Origin of the sequence: Micromonospora sp. NPDC049204 (genome assembly GCF_040647935.1) — a bacterium.
Classification (GTDB): Bacteria; Actinomycetota; Actinomycetes; order Mycobacteriales; family Micromonosporaceae; genus Micromonospora.
The window spans coordinates 142,696-160,483 of sequence record NZ_JBEZDC010000012.1; the positions used below are offsets into that span (position 1 = coordinate 142,696).

At 70.1% G+C, this 17,788-nt stretch carries 15 protein-coding genes and 1 tRNA gene; 9 read left to right on the forward strand and 7 right to left on the reverse strand.

Translation table 11 applies throughout. From position 1 onward, the window contains the following. Nucleotides 1-10: 10 nt before the first annotated feature. A complete protein-coding gene (locus tag AB0A90_RS22775; RefSeq protein ID WP_357251242.1) occupies nucleotides 11-679 on the reverse strand; it encodes a YceI family protein in 669 nt (222 codons plus the stop codon). A 256-nt stretch (nucleotides 680-935) separates the two neighbouring features. On the opposite strand from AB0A90_RS22775, the gene AB0A90_RS22780 reads away from it, so the two are divergent. Both AB0A90_RS22780 and AB0A90_RS22785 read left to right on the forward strand, forming a co-directional pair. After that, nucleotides 936-1,400 (forward strand): Rrf2 family transcriptional regulator, encoded by a 465-nt coding sequence (locus AB0A90_RS22780; RefSeq protein WP_357011130.1) that lies wholly within the window; start codon nucleotides 936-938, stop codon nucleotides 1,398-1,400. A 426-nt stretch (nucleotides 1,401-1,826) separates the two neighbouring features. Next, a complete protein-coding gene (locus tag AB0A90_RS22785; protein ID WP_357251245.1) occupies nucleotides 1,827-2,936 on the forward strand; it encodes a sulfite exporter TauE/SafE family protein in 1,110 nt (369 codons plus the stop codon). Between the two features lie 601 nt (nucleotides 2,937-3,537). On the opposite strand, the gene AB0A90_RS22790 is transcribed toward AB0A90_RS22785, so the two are convergent. Further along, the gene (locus tag AB0A90_RS22790) at nucleotides 3,538-4,977 is read right to left on the reverse strand and encodes a pyridoxal-dependent decarboxylase (protein WP_357251248.1); all 1,440 of its coding nucleotides are present in this window, start codon (nucleotides 4,975-4,977) and stop codon (nucleotides 3,538-3,540) included. A gap of 252 nt (nucleotides 4,978-5,229) precedes the next feature. Between AB0A90_RS22790 and AB0A90_RS22795 the strand changes: the two genes are divergently transcribed. After that, entirely contained in the window at nucleotides 5,230-7,515 is a 2,286-nt protein-coding gene (locus tag AB0A90_RS22795) for a cellulose binding domain-containing protein (RefSeq protein ID WP_357251251.1), read from the forward strand. 200 nt (nucleotides 7,516-7,715) lie between these two features. On the opposite strand, the gene AB0A90_RS22800 is transcribed toward AB0A90_RS22795, so the two are convergent. Together AB0A90_RS22800 and AB0A90_RS22805 are read right to left on the reverse strand one after the other, a co-directional pair. Beyond that, nucleotides 7,716-8,738 carry an LLM class flavin-dependent oxidoreductase gene (locus AB0A90_RS22800; protein WP_357251254.1) on the reverse strand — a complete coding sequence of 341 codons (1,023 nt, stop codon included), beginning with the start codon at nucleotides 8,736-8,738 and terminating at the stop codon, nucleotides 7,716-7,718. Nucleotides 8,739-8,798: 60 nt separating this feature from the next. Next, nucleotides 8,799-9,278, reverse strand: coding sequence for an Lrp/AsnC family transcriptional regulator (locus AB0A90_RS22805; RefSeq protein WP_124815755.1), 480 nt, complete (start codon nucleotides 9,276-9,278; stop codon nucleotides 8,799-8,801). A gap of 111 nt (nucleotides 9,279-9,389) precedes the next feature. On the opposite strand from AB0A90_RS22805, the gene AB0A90_RS22810 reads away from it, so the two are divergent. After that, nucleotides 9,390-10,577 carry an aminotransferase class I/II-fold pyridoxal phosphate-dependent enzyme gene (locus tag AB0A90_RS22810; RefSeq protein ID WP_357251441.1) on the forward strand — a complete coding sequence of 396 codons (1,188 nt, stop codon included), beginning with the start codon at nucleotides 9,390-9,392 and terminating at the stop codon, nucleotides 10,575-10,577. Here AB0A90_RS22810 and AB0A90_RS22815 read toward each other — a convergent pair whose 3' ends face one another. The 3 genes from AB0A90_RS22815 to AB0A90_RS22825 form a co-directional block, all read right to left on the reverse strand. Then, complete coding sequence (locus tag AB0A90_RS22815; protein WP_357251257.1) at nucleotides 10,578-11,228, reverse strand: NAD-dependent epimerase/dehydratase family protein; 651 nt, start codon at nucleotides 11,226-11,228, stop codon at nucleotides 10,578-10,580. It abuts the gene before it with no gap. Between the two features lie 92 nt (nucleotides 11,229-11,320). Then, entirely contained in the window at nucleotides 11,321-12,130 is an 810-nt protein-coding gene (locus AB0A90_RS22820; protein WP_357251260.1) for a transcriptional regulator, read from the reverse strand. Then, nucleotides 12,103-12,179: transfer RNA gene (locus AB0A90_RS22825), tRNA-Leu, on the reverse strand. Before AB0A90_RS22825 ends, AB0A90_RS22820 begins: the two co-directional genes overlap by 28 nt. Before the next feature lie 105 nt (nucleotides 12,180-12,284). Here AB0A90_RS22825 and AB0A90_RS22830 point away from each other — a divergent pair. The 5 genes from AB0A90_RS22830 to AB0A90_RS22850 all read left to right on the forward strand — a co-directional run bounded on the left by AB0A90_RS22830 (nucleotide 12,285) and on the right by AB0A90_RS22850 (nucleotide 17,775). Continuing rightward, the gene (locus tag AB0A90_RS22830; RefSeq protein ID WP_088991522.1) at nucleotides 12,285-12,908 is read left to right on the forward strand and encodes a response regulator; all 624 of its coding nucleotides are present in this window, start codon (nucleotides 12,285-12,287) and stop codon (nucleotides 12,906-12,908) included. 50 nt (nucleotides 12,909-12,958) lie between these two features. Continuing rightward, nucleotides 12,959-14,152 carry a hypothetical protein gene (locus tag AB0A90_RS22835; RefSeq protein WP_357251263.1) on the forward strand — a complete coding sequence of 398 codons (1,194 nt, stop codon included), beginning with the start codon at nucleotides 12,959-12,961 and terminating at the stop codon, nucleotides 14,150-14,152. 209 nt (nucleotides 14,153-14,361) lie between these two features. Beyond that, the gene (locus AB0A90_RS22840) at nucleotides 14,362-15,528 is read left to right on the forward strand and encodes a branched-chain amino acid ABC transporter substrate-binding protein (RefSeq protein ID WP_357251266.1); all 1,167 of its coding nucleotides are present in this window, start codon (nucleotides 14,362-14,364) and stop codon (nucleotides 15,526-15,528) included. A 109-nt stretch (nucleotides 15,529-15,637) separates the two neighbouring features. Further along, a complete protein-coding gene (locus AB0A90_RS22845) occupies nucleotides 15,638-16,588 on the forward strand; it encodes a branched-chain amino acid ABC transporter permease (protein WP_357251269.1) in 951 nt (316 codons plus the stop codon). Then, nucleotides 16,585-17,775, forward strand: a complete 1,191-nt coding sequence (locus AB0A90_RS22850; protein WP_357251272.1) for a branched-chain amino acid ABC transporter permease — start codon at nucleotides 16,585-16,587, stop codon at nucleotides 17,773-17,775. Before AB0A90_RS22845 ends, AB0A90_RS22850 begins: the two co-directional genes overlap by 4 nt. Nucleotides 17,776-17,788 lie beyond the last annotated feature (13 nt).

The window sequence follows — 17,788 nt, forward strand, 5'->3', positions numbered from 1 at the left end:
CTGACGCCCGTCAGGCCTGGTGGATGGCCTCGCCGGCGATCTCGATCTGCACCGTCTTGCCGACCAGGACCCCGCCGCTCTCCAGCAGGACGTTCCAGAGCAGGCCGTAGTCCTCGCGGTTGATCTCAGCCGTCGCGCTGAACCCGAAGATGTTCTGCCCGTACGGATCCTGACGGGCACCGCCGAAATTCACCTCCAGGTCGACAGCCCGGGTGATTCCTTTCACGGTCAACTCACCGGTCAGCACGAATCGCCCGGGGGTGCCCTCGGACTGCGGCGGGACAATCGGACTCCGCCCCCGTCCGCCGAGCCGGTGGCTACGCAGGCGGGCCCATTGGAAGATGGGATCCTCCTGGCCCTGCCATTTGATACCGGTGCTTCGATATTCGAGGGTGGGATAGCGCTCCACGTCGAGGAAGTCGGCACTCTTCAGATGTGTGTCCCGGTCGACACTTCCGGTGGTGATGCTGGCCGACATGATGGTCGACGTCACCGAGGAGAGCAGCGGGTCCTCCGCCACGAAGATCTGTGCGGTGGCCTCGGCGAACTCGCCGCGCACCGGGCTCACCATCATGTGCCGGGACAGGAAACCGATCCGCTTGTGCGCCTGATCGAGAAGATAGGTGCCAGCGACCGGGATGGTCATGCCATCCCAGGTGCGTGTGGCGATATCGGTCATCGTGTTGCCTTCCCCCCGATGTTTATCAATGTGCTGCCCGGCGCCGCTGCAACGGTCTGGCGGTCGCGCCCCCGCCCAGCATAAGGACGCGCCAGACCGGCATTCCGGCCCCCACCTCACGGTGGATCATGGCGCACTTTGACCGGTCCTCGTCGACTGCCGGAACCGGCGTGAATTGCGCGGGTCCCATCGATGCCTATCCGTTCGGCCGAGGGTCGCCCGCCCGGCCGGTTGACCGGGGGCTAACCTTGCCGACATGCGCCTCTCCGCCCGGGTCGACTACGCCCTCCGCGCGGCCGCCGAGCTTGCCGCGACGGCCAGTGGTCCTGGGCGCGGCCGGCCCGTCACGGCCGACCAGATCGCCCGTGCCCAGGAGATCCCGCCGAAGTTCCTGGAGAGCATCCTGCTGCAACTGCGCCGGGGCGGCATCGTGCACGCCCAGCGCGGCCCGGAGGGCGGCTACTGGCTGGCCCGCCCGGCCGAGGAGATCTCGCTCGCCGAGGTGATCCGGGTGATCGACGGCCCGCTCGCCCACGTCCGCGGGCAGCGTCCCGAGCAACTCGGCTACCACGGTCCGGCCCGCGCGCTCCAGGAGGTCTGGATCGCTCTCCGGGCCAGCGAACGGGAGATCCTGGAGTTGGTCAGCGTCGCCGACGTGGCCGCAGGCACCCTGCCCCCGCGGATCACCGAACTGGTCGCCGACCCGCGCGCCTGGATCTGACCACCGCCCCACCGTCCTGGTCTGGTTCGCCGGGCCGCCGTCCTGGCCTGGTTCGCCGGCGTCGCGCTGGCCTGGTTCGCCGGGCCGCCATCCTGGCCTGGTTCGCTGGCGTCGCGCTGGCCTGGTTCGCCGGGCCGCCGTCCTGGCCTGGTTCGCCGGCGTCGCGCTGGCCTGGTTCGCTGGCCCGCTGTCCTGGCCTGGTTCGCCGGCGTCGCGCTGGTCGCCCGCGCTGCGCGGCCGCGTCTCCGGCCGTTGCCGCGTCACGCCGCCGTGTGGCGCGGCGGTGTCTGCCGCGGCGCGGCTCGCATCGACCGTGGTGCGTCGGACGGCGGCGTCCCATCCACCGATCAGAGGCTTGACCGAGGCCGCCCCGTGCCGCATTGTCGACCAAGTCGATAGGAGATACCGAAAAGTCAGGGGGCGCTCGTGCGCAAGCTGCTGGTTCTCGCTCTGGTCGGGCTCGTCGCGCAGCTGATCGACGGCTCGCTCGGCATGGCGTACGGGCTGACCTCGTCCACTCTGCTGCTGGTCGCCGGGGTCGCCCCGGCCGCCGCCTCGGCCTCGGTGCACCTGGCCGAGATCGGCACCACGCTCGCCGCCGGGTTCGCGCACTGGCGCTTCGGCAACGTCGACTGGCGGGTGGTCACCCGCATCGCCCTGCCCGGCGCCATCGGTGCCTTCGCAGGCGCCACCCTCCTCAGCTCGATCTCCACCAAGGCGGCCGCGCCGTGGATGGCGGGCATCCTCTTCACGCTCGGCGCGTACCTGCTGGTCCGCTTCGCCCGACCGCTACGCACCGACCGCGTCGGCAGCCGGCTACGCGGACGTTTCCTCGGACCCCTGGGCCTGGTCGCCGGCTTCGTCGACGCGACCGGCGGCGGTGGGTGGGGTCCGGTGGCCACCCCGGCGCTGCTCGTCTCCGGGCGGATGGAGCCCCGCAAGGTGATCGGCTCGGTGGACACCGCCGAGTTCGTCGTGGCCGGTGCGGCAAGCGTCGGCTTCCTGATCGGGCTGGGCTCCGAGGGGTTCCTGCTCCCGACCGTCGCCGCGTTGCTGATCGGCGGGCTCATCGCCGCCCCGCTGGCCGCCTGGCTGGTGCGCATCGTGCCCGCCCAACTGCTCGGCGCGGCGGTCGGCGGCGTGATCGTGCTGACCAACGCCCGCACGCTGATTCGCTCCGCCGAACTCGACGGCCCGGTCCGCCCTGTCACGTACGCCCTGTTGGCCGCCGGCTGGCTGGCCGCCCTGGTGCTGGCCGTGCGCGCCCTTCGCCGCACTCGCCGGGCTCGCGCCGAAGCCGCCGAGGCCGCAGGCGCTCCCCCCGCCGTGGCCGTGCCCGCCGTGGCCGTGCCCGCCGTGGCCGTGCCCGCTGCGGCCGTGCCCGCCGTGGCCGTGCCCGCTGCGGCCGTGCCCGCCGTGGCCGTGCCCGCCGTGGCCGTGCCCGCCGCGAGCGCGCCCGCCGAAGTGCCCGTCGTTGCTTCCGCCGCCGCGGTCGCGGCCGATCTCGCCGCCACGGGTACGCCCACCACTCGCTGAACCCATCTGGGGGCAGCGGGATGAAGCGACGCCCGGTCAGACGTCGCGATCGCCACGGTCGAGCCACCAAGGTCACGCTCGATCGTGGATGTAGTGGCTTCCCCGCGCTTCGTGGCCACTACATCCATGATCGAGCATGACCTTGACGGTCGAGGACGTCTCGACACCCGCTCCCGGCCCCTTGAACGGGCACTCGCCAGAAAGATCCGCGCAACAACGGGGATGTTGCTGCCGCGCGCGCGTCGGAGGCAGCAACATCAGGGAAGTTGCGTAGATCTTGGTGCGGGGTGCGGGGTGCGGGGTGCGGGGTGCGGGGTGCGGGGTGCGGGGTGCGGGGTGCGGGGTGCGGGGTGCGCGCGGGGTGCGGGGCGCGGGATGAAGCGACGCCCGGTCAGACGTCGCGATCGCCACGGTCGAGCCACCAAGATCACGCTCGATCGTGGATGTAGTGGCCACGAGGCGTCGGGAGGCCACTACATCCATGATCGAGCACGACCTTGACAGCCGAGGACGTCTCGACACCCCCTCTCGGCCCCTCGAACAGGTGCTCGCCAGCAAGGGCGCGGGGTGCAGGGGTCACGCGACGACGACCCCACAGAACCTAGGGGGTGGGCAGGCTGTCGGCCGCCTCGGCGAGCAGTGTCCAGGCCTCGTCGACGTGCGCCTCGGTGCTCTGCGGCGAGCCGACCGCCAGTCGCAGCGTGTAGCGGTCGGCGATGCGGGTGTGCGTCAGGTACACGCGTCCGGTGGCGTTCACCGCGGCCAGTAGCGCGGCGTTGACGTCGTCGTCGGCACGCAGCCGGAAGCAGACCAGCGCGAAGGGGTGTGCTGTCGTCAGTTCGAACCGGTCGTCGGCACGCACCCGTTGGGCGAACCGCTCGGCCAACGCCACCCCGGAGCGGATGTGTGCCCGCAGCCCCTCGGCGCCGTACCAGCGCACCACGAACCACAGCTTCAGGGCGCGGAACCGTCGGCCCAGCGGCACCTGCCAGTCCCGGTAGTCGATCACCGCGCCGGATTCGGTTGCCGCGTTACGCAGATACTCCGGCAGCACGGTCAGCGCGTCGATCAACTCGGCGCGGTCGGCCACCCAGAACGCATTGCAGTCGAATCCGGTGAGCAGCCACTTGTGCGGGTCGAAGCAGTACGAATCGGCGTACTCCACGCCGGCGTGGGACCACCGCAGTTCGGGGCAGACGGCGGCGGAGCCGGCGTACGCGGCGTCCACGTGCAGCCAGATTCCGTACTCGGCGCAGATGGCTCCGATCTCGGGCAGCGGGTCGATCGCGGTGGTGGAGGTGGTGCCGATGGTCGCCACCACGATGGCGGGTACGTCTCCGGTGGCCAGGTCGGCCTCGATCGCCGCGCGGAGCGCGTCCGGCAGCAGTGCCTGGCTGTCCGGGTCCACCGCGATCGGACGGACGCCGTCGCTGCCCAGCCCGGCGATCCGCGCGGCCTTCTCGATGGAGGAGTGACCGTGCACGGAGGTGTAGGCGCGGTAGCGCCTGTCGAGGCCGGTGTCGCGCCAGCGGCCAGCACTGGCCCGGTGCAGCGCGGCCAGGGTGGCCACCAGGGTCGCCGAGGACGCCGAGTCCTGGATGACCCCACCGCCGGTGTCGGTGGAGCGGAACCGCTGCGGCAGGTCCAGCAGTTGGGCCAGCCAGTCCATCAGCACCGTCTCCAGTTCGGTGCAGGCGGGGCTGGTGGCCCAGAGCATGCCCTGGACGCCGAGCCCGGAGCTGACCAGGTCACCGAGCACGCTCGGGCCGGAGGTGTTGGCGGGGAAGTAGCCGAAGAAGCCGGGGTGCTGCCAGTGGGTCAGTCCGGGTAGGACGATCGAATCCAGGTCGGCGAGGACCGCCTCGACCGGTTCGCCGCCGACGGTGGGTGGTGCGGTCGGCAGAGCGGCGGCCACCGTGCCGGGGGGATCGGCGGGGGTGACCGGTCGTTGCGCGAGCGTCGTCCAGTAGTCGGCGATCCAGTCGACGACGGCGTGGCCGGCGCGACGGAACTCGGCGGGGTCCATGTGGGGAGCACTCATCCGAAGGAGTTGATCAGGCATCGATCGTCGGGGCAAGGGGAGGCCGGTGCGGCATCAAACAACGTTCATCGATGTTGCGGTTCGGAAAGCGCTTGCCCTACGATGCGCGGTGAGTCGGATCCGCGAGTTCCAGGGCGTTTCACCCCCGATCAGATCGCCGTCCGCCGCCGTAGCGGCGAGACGGGTCCACTGTGCGTTCCGGGCAGGGCCGGTGGGCCGCCGCGATCACCCGCGGATCCTCGGAGGCAGTCCATGCACCCGTCCAGACATCGGCTGATCCTGCTCGCCGGCACGACGGCCGCCGCCGTCGTGGCCGGCACCCTCGGCACGGTGGTCGCCTCGGCCGCCGCTGTCGGCTGCCGGGTCGACTACCAGATCACCAACCAGTGGCAGGGCGGCTTCGGCGCCAACGTCACCGTCACCAACCTCGGCGACCCGGTCGACGGGTGGGCTCTCACCTGGTCGTACCCCGCCGGGCAACAGGTCGCCCAGGCGTGGAGCGCCGCCGTCACCCAGTCCGGCGCCCAGGTCACCGCCCGTAACGTCGACTACAACGCCGCCATCGCCACCAACGGCAGCGCCGGGTTCGGCTTCAACGGTTCGTGGACCGGCAGCAATCCGGTGCCGACCACCTTCGCGCTCAACGGCGCCACCTGCACCGGCACCCCGGCCACCGACGGACCGACCACCCCACCGCCGACGACCCCACCGCCGACGACTCCGCCCCCGACCACGCCACCCCCGACCACGCCACCCCCGACGACTCCGCCTCCGACCACACCTCCGGCCGGGGCGAAACAGATGGAGAACCTGGACCGAGGGTTGGTCAGCGTCCGCTCCGGCAGCGGCAACCTGGTGTCCTGGCGGCTGCTCGGCACCGAGACCTCCGGGGTGGCGTTCAACCTCTACCGGGGATCAACCAGGGTCAATGCCAGCCCGATCACCGGCGCCACCACCTACCTCGACAGCGGCGCGGCGGCCGGCTCGGCGTACACCGTGCGGGCCGTGGTCGGCGGCGCCGAACAGGCGGCGTCGGCACCGGCGCTGCAGTTCGGCAACGGCTACCTGGACGTGCCGTTGCAGGTCCCGGCCGGTGGCACCACTCCCAGCGGGGAGAGCTACACCTACAGCGCCAACGACGCCTCGGTCGGGGACCTCAACGGCGACGGCAGCTACGAGATCGTGCTCAAGTGGGATCCGTCGAACGCCAAGGACAACTCGCAGTCCGGCTACACCGGGAACGTCTACGTCGACGCGTACACCCTGACCGGCACCCGGCTGTGGCGGATCGACCTGGGCCGCAACATCCGGGCCGGCGCCCACTACACCCAGTTCCAGGTGTACGACTACGACGGCGACGGCCGCGCCGAGGTGGCCATGAAGACCGCCGACGGCACCCGCTCCGGCACCGGCCAGCTCATCGGTTCGTCGTCGGCGGACCACCGCAACTCCGGCGGCTACGTGCTGGCCGGTCCGGAGTACCTGACCATGTTCAACGGCCAGACCGGCGCGGTGCTCTCCACCGTCAGCTACGACCCGCCGCGCGGCACGGTGTCGTCCTGGGGCGACTCGTACGGCAACCGGGTGGACCGGTTCCTCGCCGGCACCGCGTACCTGGACGGGCAGCGCCCCTCGCTGATCATGGCCCGGGGTTACTACACCCGCGCGGTGATCGCGGCGTGGGACTTCCGCAACGGCACGCTGACCAGGCGCTGGACGTTCGACTCGAACTCCTCCGGCAACGGCGCCGCTGCCGGCCAGGGCAACCACCAGCTCTCGGTGGCCGACGTCGACGCCGACGGCCGCCAGGAGATCGTCTACGGCGCCGCCACCATCGACGACAACGGTCGGTTGCTCTACTCGACGGGCAACGGGCACGGCGACGCGATGCACGTCGGTGACCTCGACCCGGGCCGCGCCGGCCTGGAGGTGTTCAAGGTCGACGAGGACGCCAGCAAGCCCAGCTCCTGGTTCGCCGACGCCCGTACCGGTCAGATCCTGTGGTCCACGCCGGCCTCCGGCGACAACGGCCGGGGTGTCTCGGCGGACATCTGGGCCGGCAGCCCCGGCGCGGAGTCGTGGTCGTCGGCGGTCGGCGGGCTGGCCAACACCAGAGGTCAGAACATCGGGCGCAAGCCGTCGTCGGCGAACTTCCTCGCCTGGTGGGACGGCGACCCGATCCGCGAGCTGCTGGACGGCACGAAGATCGACAAGTACGGCACCGGCGGCGAGACCCGGCTGCTCACCGGCGACCAGGTGGCGTCCAACAACGGCACCAAGTCCACTCCGGCGCTCTCCGGCGACATCCTGGGTGACTGGCGGGAGGAGGTGATCTGGCGAACCAGCGACAGTCGGGCCCTGCGCATCTACAGCACACCCACGCCGACCAGCACCCGGATCCACACCCTGATGCACGATCCGCAGTACCGGGTGGCGATCGCGTGGCAGAACACGGCCTACAACCAGCCGCCACACCCGGGGTTCTTCATCGGCGACGGAATGGCCAGCCCACCCACCCCGAATATCTACCTACGTTGATCTGACCCCTGGCGGACCCGAGCGGGGTCGCCTAGGGTGGCAGGCACCGGGCCGCAGCCGCGGAATCCGCTCAGCTCCGGCCCGGTGCGCCACACCGCGGCATTCCCGACCCGTCCCGACCGGGTATGCCGTACCACCACCGGCACCAACATTAGGCAGCATCGGGGTCGGCAGGGTGACGCTGACGTGAAGATCGTGTTTCATGCCCCCCGGTGCAGACCGCCCGCCACCTGCTCGGCGATCAACTCGTACGACCGCACCCGGTCGGCGACGTCGTACACCAGCGTGGTCAGCATCAGCTCGTCCGCGCCGGTGCGTTCCACCAGTTCGGTGAGCTGCCGGCGCACCGTCTCCGGCGAGCCCATCGCCTGACCGTCGCGGCGTTGCAGGACGAACTCCCGCTCGATCTCGGAGTACGGGTACGCCGCCGCCTCGTCGGGCGTCGACAGCGGTTCCGGCCGGCCGGAGCGCAACTTCAGAAACGACAACGCGCTCGGCCCCGCCAGCCACTCGGCCCGCTCGTCGGTCTCCGCGCACACCGCGTTGACCGCCACCATCGCGTACGGCTTGTCCAGCCACTGCGACGGTCGGAAGTTCTGCCGGTACAGGGCCAGCGCCGGCAGGGTGTTCGCCGAGCTGAAGTGGTGCGCGAAGGAGAACGGCAGACCGAGCAGGCCGGCGAGCTGGGCGCTGAAACCGCTGGAGCCCAACAGCCACACGGCCGGCTGCTCACCGTGGCCCGGGGTGGCGATGATCTGCCCCGGCTTCTCCCCGCTGAAGTAGTTCATCAGGTCGGCCAGCTCGCGTGGGAAACCCTCCGCGGACAGGCCCTCCATGGTGCGCCGCAGCGCCAGCGCGGTCACCTGGTCGGTGCCCGGCGCCCGCCCGATGCCCAGGTCGATCCGGCCGGGGTGCAGCGCCTCCAGGGTGCCGAACTGCTCCGCCACCACCAACGGCGCGTGGTTGGGCAGCATCACCCCACCCGAGCCGAGGCGGATCGTCGACGTGTTCGCCGCCAGGTGCGCCAGCAGCACGGCGGGCGCGGAGCTGGCGATCGCCGGCATGTTGTGGTGCTCGGCCACCCAGAACCGGTGGTAGCCCAACTCCTCGGTGCGGCGGGCCAACTCCGTGGTGGCCTCCAGGGCCGCGCCGACGGTGGTGCTCTTGGCGACCGGGGCAAGATCAAGAACAGACAACGGTACGGTGATCACACGGTCAGCCAACCCGTCTCCGGCCGGCTTTGTTCCGGCAAACGGGTTTTCGTCGGCCAGCTCACCCGCTGCTCAGCCCATCCCGCGCGCCTGCTCGAAGATCAGACTGGTCTGGGTGTGCTGCACCACCGGATCGACCGCGAGGTGGTCCAGCACGAAGTCGCGCAGCGCGTCACCGGACGCCGCCCGCACGTGCAGCACGTAGTCCTCCGCGCCGGCCACGTGGAACACCGAGACCACTCCGGGCAGCCGCACCGACCGGGCCCGGAAGGCATCCACCGCCGCCCGCTCGTGCGCGGTCAGCCGTACCGACACCAGCGCCTGCAACGGCAGCCCGAGCGCGGCCGGGTCCACCTCGGCGTGGAAGCCGCGGATCGCGCCCCGCTCGCGCAGCGCCCGGGTACGGGTCAGACACGTCGACGGCGCCACCCCCACCCGCTCGGCGAGGGCGTTGTTCGGCAGCCGGCCGTCCGCCGCCAGCTCGGTCAGGATCGCGCGGTCCACCTCGTCCAGGGCCGGATACGGCCGCACATCGTTCGGCTCAGGAGACATCCGGCCATCCTCACCCGAATCCTCCGTCGAAACCAATGCCCTGGACAGAATCATCTGCCGAACCATTGCTTCCCAAGCAGGAGATGTTCGACGCTACCCGGCATGACAGCGATGGACACCCGGGCCGTACACGCCGGTCGTGACGACCTCCGCGCCCTCGGCGTGCACGTGCCGCCCATCGACCTGTCCACCACCAACCCACTGCCCTCGGTCGACGACGGCGGCGCCGCGTACGAACAACTCGCCACCGGCGGCACCCTCCCCAGCGCCGGCGGCGCCGTCTACCAGCGGCTCTGGAACCCCACCGTCGCCCGCTTCGAAACCGCCCTCGCCGAGCTGGAAGGCACCGCGCAGGCCGTCGCCTTCGCCAGCGGCATGGCGGCCCTCACCGCCACCCTGCTCGCCGCCGCCCGCGACGACCGCCGGCACGTCGTCGCCGTCCGGCCCCTCTACGGCGGAACGGACCACGTCCTCGCCACCGGCCTGCTCGGCACCACCGTCACCTGGGCCCGCCCCGACGAGGTCGCCGCCGCCATCCGCCCCGACACCGCGCTGGTCATCGCCGAGACGCCCGCCAACCCCACCCTCGACCTGGTCGACATCGCCGCGCTCGCCGCCGCGGCCGGCGACGTCCCGCTGCTCGTCGACAACACCGTCGCCACCCCCGTCCTGCAACAACCCGCCCGGCACGGCGCCACCCTCGTCCTGCAACAACCCGCCCGGCACGGCGCCACCCTCGTCCTGCACAGCGCCACCAAGAGCATCGGTGGACACGGCGACGTCCTCGCCGGCATCGTCGCCTGCGACGCCGACTGGGCCGCGCGACTACGTCAGGTCCGCGCGGTCACCGGCGCGATCCTGCACCCGCTCGGCGGCTACCTGCTGCACCGCGGCCTGCAGACCCTGCCGCTGCGCGTGCGCGCCCAGCAGGCCAGCGCCGAGAAGCTCGCCGGCTGGCTCGCCGGCCACCCCTCCGTACACCGGGTGCACCACCCCTCGGCGCACGACCCGGCGGCGCTGGTCGGTCGCCAGATGGCCGGACCCGGCAGCCTGCTCGCCTTCGAGGTACGCGGCGGCGCACCCGCCGCGGCCGCCGTCGCCGGCGCCTGCCACCTCATCACGCACGCGGTGTCCCTCGGCGGCGTCGACACCCTCATCCAGCACCCCGCCTCGCTCACCCACCGCCCGGTGGACGGCGACGCGAAACCCGCGGCCGGCCTCCTGCGTCTCTCCGTCGGCCTGGAAGACGCCGAAGACCTCCGCGCCGACCTCGCCCAGGCCCTCGAAACGATCGCCTGATCAGCGCAGTTCGCGGTTACCCAGCACGCGCGTTGGCGAGCCCTCCCGGGCCACCCGCAGCATCGCCCGACCGATCCCGTCCGTGGTGGTGACCTGGTTGGGGAAAAGTCGGCGCAGCACCGGGACCAGCGGACTGGTCGCCGCATAGAGCACCCGGTACCAGCGCGTCCTCGACACCGCCCCGTACGTCGGCTGGATGAACCCCGGCCGGGCCGCGTACCCGTTGGGCAGCAGATCGATCACCGCGTTCTCGGTACGACCCTTGACCCGCGCCCACATCACCCGACCTCGCTCCGACGAATCGGTCCCCACACCCGAAACGTAGACGAACGTGGCCCGCGGGCTCACCTCCGCCAACAGCCGCGCCGCCGCGAGTGGGTAGTCGTAGCTGACCCGCGTGTACGCCGCCTCGTCCAGGCCCAGCGAGGACACCCCCAGGCAGTAGAAACAGGCATCCACGCCGGTCAACTCGGCGCGCAGCGGGTCCAACTCGCCGACGTCGGCGACCGTCAGCTCCCGCAGCTTCGGATCCTGCCGGCCGGTCGGCCGCCGGCCGATCGTCACCACCTCCCGCACGTCGTCGGCGAGCAGGCACTCCCGCAGCACTCCCTGGCCCACCATGCCGGTCGCGCCGAAGATGACCACCCGCATCAGTTCCCACCCCTGTCGTCGAACCCGCCACCGGCCATCCGCCCGCGCGTCTGCCAGGCTTCCACGATCGGGGTGATCCGCGCGGGTAGCGGTCAGTACTTCGGGCCGACGTGCCGGTCCAGGGCGGCGACCGCGCCGCGCCGCGCCACCGACAGCGAGTTGGGTCGGTTCATCCGCCAGGCGATGCCCAGCAGGTCGAGGCTCCACTGGCACAGCGCCATGATGTCGGCCGACTCGTTGACGAACATGTAGCGCGGGTAGACGTAGGACTTGCCGCGCACGGTCACCCGGTTGGCGAACCGGCAGCCGTCGGAGTGGAACAACCCACGCAGGAAGTCACCCGGATGCGTCGCGACGATGTCCCGTTGCCAATCGGCGAGAATGATTCGACGTTCGTGTTTCTTGCCGGGACCATGCTGCGGAAGCAGGCATGGCCAGTGCTTGCCGGAGCTCTGCACGCTGACGCAACCAGGCTGTTGGACGCGCTGGACCTTCGCCGCGAGCACCTGCCGCATGCTGACGTCGCACGCCTCGATCAAGCCCGGCCAACTGCTGCTACAAGCGATGCGCAGCACCGGTACCCGTGCGGAGGTGACGAGATGCCCGTCGCCCAGGTAGAGACCGAGCAGGTAGAGGTATGCAGACGGATCTGTCTGATTCTTGACCTCCGGCCGGCAGCGAAAGCAACGAAGCTCGCTGCTGGACCTTCTCGGCTCGACCTGGTGCTTGCACCAGCCCCTGACCGTCGGGTACGGAAGTCTCAGACGTCTGGCAACCTCGGCGACCGTACTGCCGGCGAGGTGCTGCTGCCGCGCACGAATGCGTAGTTCAGGTGGATGCACATGACGATTTTTGAACAGCCGTACGACACCTTTGGTGCCCCCGGTGGGATTCGAACCCACACTGTCGGAGGTTTGAGCTCCGCTTCTCTGCCGGTTGGAATACGGGGACGCTTGGCCGAATGCTCTGGTGGCCTCCCATAGGTTACCTACTACGCTGAGGGCGGCGACACCCGGTCGGGTTGGTGTCGGCTCATGACTGGTGGGGGTAGGGCTGGTGGCTGAGATGCCGACGGATGCCGAGCGCAGGCGCGTGTTGATCGCCGAGGACGAGGCGCTGATCCGGCTGGACCTCGCCGAGATGCTCGTCGAAGAGGGTTACGAGGTGGTGGGGGAGGCCGGGGACGGTGAGACAGCCGTCCGCCTCGCCGAGGAGCTGAAGCCGGATCTGGTCATCCTCGACATCAAGATGCCGATCATGGATGGGCTGGCCGCCGCCGAGCGGATCGCCGGCGCCCGGATCGCCCCGGTGATCATCCTGACCGCGTTCAGCCAGCGTGACCTGGTCGAGCGGGCGCGGGCGGCGGGCGCGATGGCGTACCTCGTGAAGCCCTTCCAGAAGAGCGACCTGGTCCCGGCGGTGGAGATCGCGCTGTCGCGCTACTCCGAGGTCGCGGCCCTGGAGGCGGAGGTCGCGAGCCTGACCGACCGCCTGGAGATCCGCAAGGCGGTGGAGCGCGCCAAGGGCGCGTTGATGACCACGTACGGGATGACCGAGCCGCAGGCGTTCAAGTGGATCCAGCGCACGGCGATGGACCACCGGATGACCATGAAAGAGGTCGCCGAGCGGATCCTCGCGGAGACCGCCGGCGGCGAGGTGTCGCAGCAGCCGACCGTCTGATCGTTGTCCGGGGCTCGGCGGCGGGCGATCGGATCGATAGCATCACCTGCGTGTCGGTCCGGCGTGTGATCGCGATGTTCGTGGTTGCCGTCGCGCTGCTCGCCGGCTGCCGGGCCACCGAGGACGAGCGCCCACCCGAACCGGTCCGCCCACGGTGGGAGAAGGCGGATCTGCCCGTGCCCCCGGGTTCCCCCGGTCGGCTCATCGTGCGCGATGTGACCGCCTGCGCTGGTCAGTGGTACGCGGTCGGCGCGGTGGGTGCCGCGGACGGCGGAACCCGGCCGGCGGCCTGGCGCAGCGCGGACGGCCGAGGTTGGGTGCCGCTGCCGTCGCGGCCGATCAGTTACTACGGCGAGCGCGCGATCCTCTATGCCGTCGGCTGTCACGAGGGCCGGATCGCCGTCGTCGGGGCCCGCTCGGGTGGTGCGCACGGCAATCCACGGGTGCGGACGTGGCGGCAGGACGCCGACGGCGGTCTGACCGAGGTGCCGGCGGAGTTCGAGCTGTACGGCGGACCGGACGCGGTCAGCGTCAGCCGCATCGCGGGCGGCGCCGGCGGGTGGCTGATCGCGGGTGCCCGGACGGGCGGCGCGGCGGTGTGGCGTTCCCCGGACGCGGCCGGCTTCGCGTTGGTCGACGACGCTCCCGGGTTGGCAAGTGATTCGAGGCTGACGACGATCGCCACGGATGCGCTCGCGGTACCCGACGGTTGGTTGGTCGGTGGCGCCGGCCGGCCGGCGGACCGGGCCGACCGTGATCCGTTCGTCTGGTCGGGGGAGGGCCGGACGTGGACGCGGCTGGCGTTGCCAGCGACGAACGCGGACGAGATCGTGCAGCGTCTCGTCCGGGTCGGTGCCGTCGTGCACGCCCTGGGAGTGCGGGGCAGCGGGTTCCAGGCGTGGGCGTTCGTGCCCGGCGCCGGGTCGCCGGGGACGGCGACGGGTGCGGGCGAGTGGCGGGCGGTCGCCGGATTCGGGGCGACGGGAACCGGGGCGGTGGCGGGGGTGGAGGCGGCCGCCGGCGGTGGTGACGTGTTGCTGGCGATGACGGTGGCGGCCGACGGACATCGGCTGTGGCGGTCGGCCGCGGATGGCGCGTCGTGGGTGCCGGTGGCGCTGCCGGTGGAGGTCTCCGCTGGTGGGGACACATCGGGGGCGGTTGCGACGCAGGACGGTCGGATGGTGGTCACCGTCGATGACGGGGTGGCGGCGAAGGTGTGGTTCGCGCCTTCCGGGCACGTCTGACGGGTTGTCGACATCCGCCGATGTGACATCTAAACGCGAGGTTCCCCCTCTCTGGTAACGGTTGAGTCAATGCCGCCTACGACACCTTACGGTGAGTAGTGCTTGTGGGATAACGTCCCGCCCCAGACCGGGTGAACGGTCCGGTCCGTTGTCGCCTTGGCGTTCTGCCAGGTGCCGGCGGGCTTCTGGACGGAGGAGGGGTTCCAGCCTTGAGGCAAAACTTCGTGCGCGTCCTCGGCAGCGTCGCCATCTTGGCGCTTGTTGCCGGCGGCGCCAGCGCATGTAAGAAGGACGAGGGCACGTCGGAAGGTTCCGCCAACAAGGCGTGCGACCTCAAGATCGGTTTCTTCGGCGCGCTCTCCGGCGCCGACGCCGGCCTGGTCACCCCGATGAAGCAGGGTGCCGACCTGGCCGTGGAGAAGTACAACGCGGAGAACGCGGACTGCAAGGTCACCGTTCAGGCGTTCGACTCGCAGGGCAAGGCCGACCTGGCCGGTGGCCTCGCGACCAGCGCGGCGGCCGACACGAAGATCGTGGCGATGGTCGGACCGGCGTTCTCCGGTGAGAGCGAGGTCGCGCTGCCGATCTTCGACACCGCGGGTCTCGCCGTCATCAGCCCGTCGGCCACGCGGCCGAGCCTCTCGGAGAAGGGCTGGAAGGTCTTCCACCGCGGTGTGGGTAACGACTTCTCCCAGGGTCCGGCGATCGCCAGCTACATCAAGAACGTGCTGAAGGCCCAGAAGGCCTTCGTCATCGACGACCAGTCGGCGTACGGCGCGGGTCTGGCTGACGAGGCCAAGAAGGGCCTCGGTTCGCTGATCATCGGCACCGACAAGGTCGTCGACAACGCGCAGGAGTTCGGTGCGCAGATCTCCAAGGTGAAGACCAGCGGCGCGACGGTGCTGTTCTACGCGGGTTACACCGAGGAGGCGGCGCCGTTCCTGAAGCAGCTGCGGGCTGCGGGCTGGACCGGCACGTTCATCGGCGGCGACGGCATCAACGACGCCAACATGCTGTCGGTGACCGGGCAGAAGGACGTCGAGGGCACCATCGCGACCTGCCCGTGTGGCCCCGCCACCGCGGCCAAGGGCACCTTCGTGACCGACTTCAAGGCCAAGTACAACGTGGACCCGGGTGTGTACGCGGACGTGTCGTTCGACCTGGCCAACATCTACCTCGAGGCGATCAAGGGCGGCAAGACCACCCGCGCCGACATCCAGGCCTTCCTCTCCACCTACAACAAGGCCGGTTCCGCCTCGGGCGTGACCTACAAGTGGGAGCCGACCGGCGAGCTGGACCCGGCGCAGGTCAAGGTGTGGGCCTTCAAGGCGAAGGCCGGTGCGTGGGCTCCTGACGTGGAGGTCCCGAAGGCCTGATCCCGTTGGGGGTCACAGGTTGAGGGCGTGACGAACAGAGCTGTTTCGAGGCGGCCGGGGTGTGTAACCCCGGCCGCGTCGACTCAGCGCAACACCCTTCGGAGCATCGGTGGACTTTGCAGAACTCGTCCGGGGCTTCCCGGAACTGACCACAACCGGGTTGGTGCAAGGAGCGATCTACGCGCTCATCGCCCTTGGCTACACCCTCGTCTACGGCGTACTTCGCCTGATCAACTTCGCGCACTCCGAGGTCTTCATGATCGGCACGTTCGGTGCCATCTGGACCTGGGCGGCCTTCGGGCTTGATAGCAACAGCGGCGCTCCGTCGGTGGGTAAGGCGCTGCTCCTCATCGCACTCGCGATCGTGGCGGCGGCGTTGCTGTCCGGCAGCGTCGCACTACTGATCGAGGTTACCGCATACCGTCCGCTACGGCGGCGCAACGCGCCACCACTGGCCTTCCTGATCACGGCCATCGGCGCGTCGTACGCGCTGATGGAGTTGATGGGCACGCTGACCCAGCGCCGCCAGGTCGGCTCGCCGGCTCTGCTGCCCTCCGACACGCTGTTCAGCATCGGTGGTTGGAGCGTCACGCCGGTGCAGATGCTGACGCTGAGCGTGGCCATCCTGATGATGGTCGGGCTGGACTGGTTCGTTAACCGCACCCGTTTCGGCAAGGGCATCCGCGCGGTCGCGCAGGACGCGAACACCGCCGCGCTGATGGGTGTCAACAAGAGCCGCGTGATCGCACTGGTCTTCGTGCTGGGTGGTCTGATGGCCGGTGTGGCCGCTGTCTTCAGTGACATGAAGAGCGGAAACACCCGGTACAACATCGGCTTCCTGCTCGGCCTCAAGGCGTTCTCCGCCGCGGTGCTGGGCGGTATCGGCAACCTGCGGGGCGCGGCGATCGGCGGCATTCTGCTGGGTCTGGTCGAGAACTACGGGTCGGCGCTGTTCGGCTCGCAGTGGCGGGATCTCATCGCGTTCGTGGTGTTGATCGTCCTGCTCATGTTCCGGCCGACCGGTCTGCTGGGCGAGTCGTTGGGGAGGGCGCGGGCATGACCGCTCTGCGAGAGCGTTGGCACTCCGCATCGAGTGCCTTCGGTCGGCGGGTCGACGGCCTGCCGAAGTCCGCCCGGATCACCGGGTTGCTGGCCTTCGTCGCCTTCCTCTACGTCCTGCCGAACAAGTGGTTCTACGAGTACCTGAACATTCCGGGTCTGTGGATCCCGCTGTACACGACGCGCAACGACATGGCGGCGGTGCTGTTCTACTGCGCGTGGATCGTGCTGCTGTCGCTCGGTCTCAACGTGGTGGTCGGGTACGCGGGCCTGCTGGACCTGGGCTTCTTCGGCTTCTTCGCCGTCGGCGCGTACACGGTGGCGTTGTTGACGTCGCCGGAGAGCAAGCTGATCACCGAGTACAACTGGCTGGAGAGCCCGTGGCCCTGGCTGGTCACGGTGCCGATCGCGGTCTCCCTGGCGTTCCTGTCCGGTGTGCTGCTGGGCGCTCCGACGCTGCGGCTGCGTGGTGACTACCTGGCGATCGTGACGCTCGGTTTCGCGGAGATGATCCGGATCATCGCCAAGAACCAGGACTGGATCTTCAACGGTGACCGGGGAATCCCGCAGGTGGCTCACCCGCCGGGCAAGAACCCGGACGGTAGCGCCATCTTCCAGTTCGAGTTCAAGCCGTACTACTGGCTGCTGCTCACCGTGATCATCGGTGTCGTCTTCCTGATCCGTAACCTGGCCAACAGCCGGGTGGGTCGGGCCTGGGTCGCGATCCGTGAGGACGAGGACGCGGCCGAGCTGATGGGCGTGCCGACCTTCCGGTTCAAGCTGTGGGCGTTCGCCATCGGCGCGGCGGTCGGCGGGTTGTCCGGCACGCTGTGGGCCGGCCAGGCCAACTTCGTCAACTCCTCGACGTTCTCGTTGGAGAACTCGATTCTGGTGTTGGCGGCGGTGCTGCTCGGTGGCGCGGGCAGCATCGGCGGTGCGATCCTCGGTGGCTTCCTGGTCATCTACATTCCGGAGTGGCTGCGGTCGGTGGGTGATGTCTTCGGCCTGCCGGAGACGGCTACCGTCTTCGGTAACGACTTCGACGTGAGCCCGACGTCGTTGCGCTACTTCATCTTCGGGATCCTGCTGATCATCGTGATGATCTTCCGACCGCAGGGTCTCTGGCCGAACCGGCGGCGCGCCGCCGAGCTCAAGGACCGGCAGAAGGAGGTGGCTGTCGTTGAGTGAGCCACGGATGGGT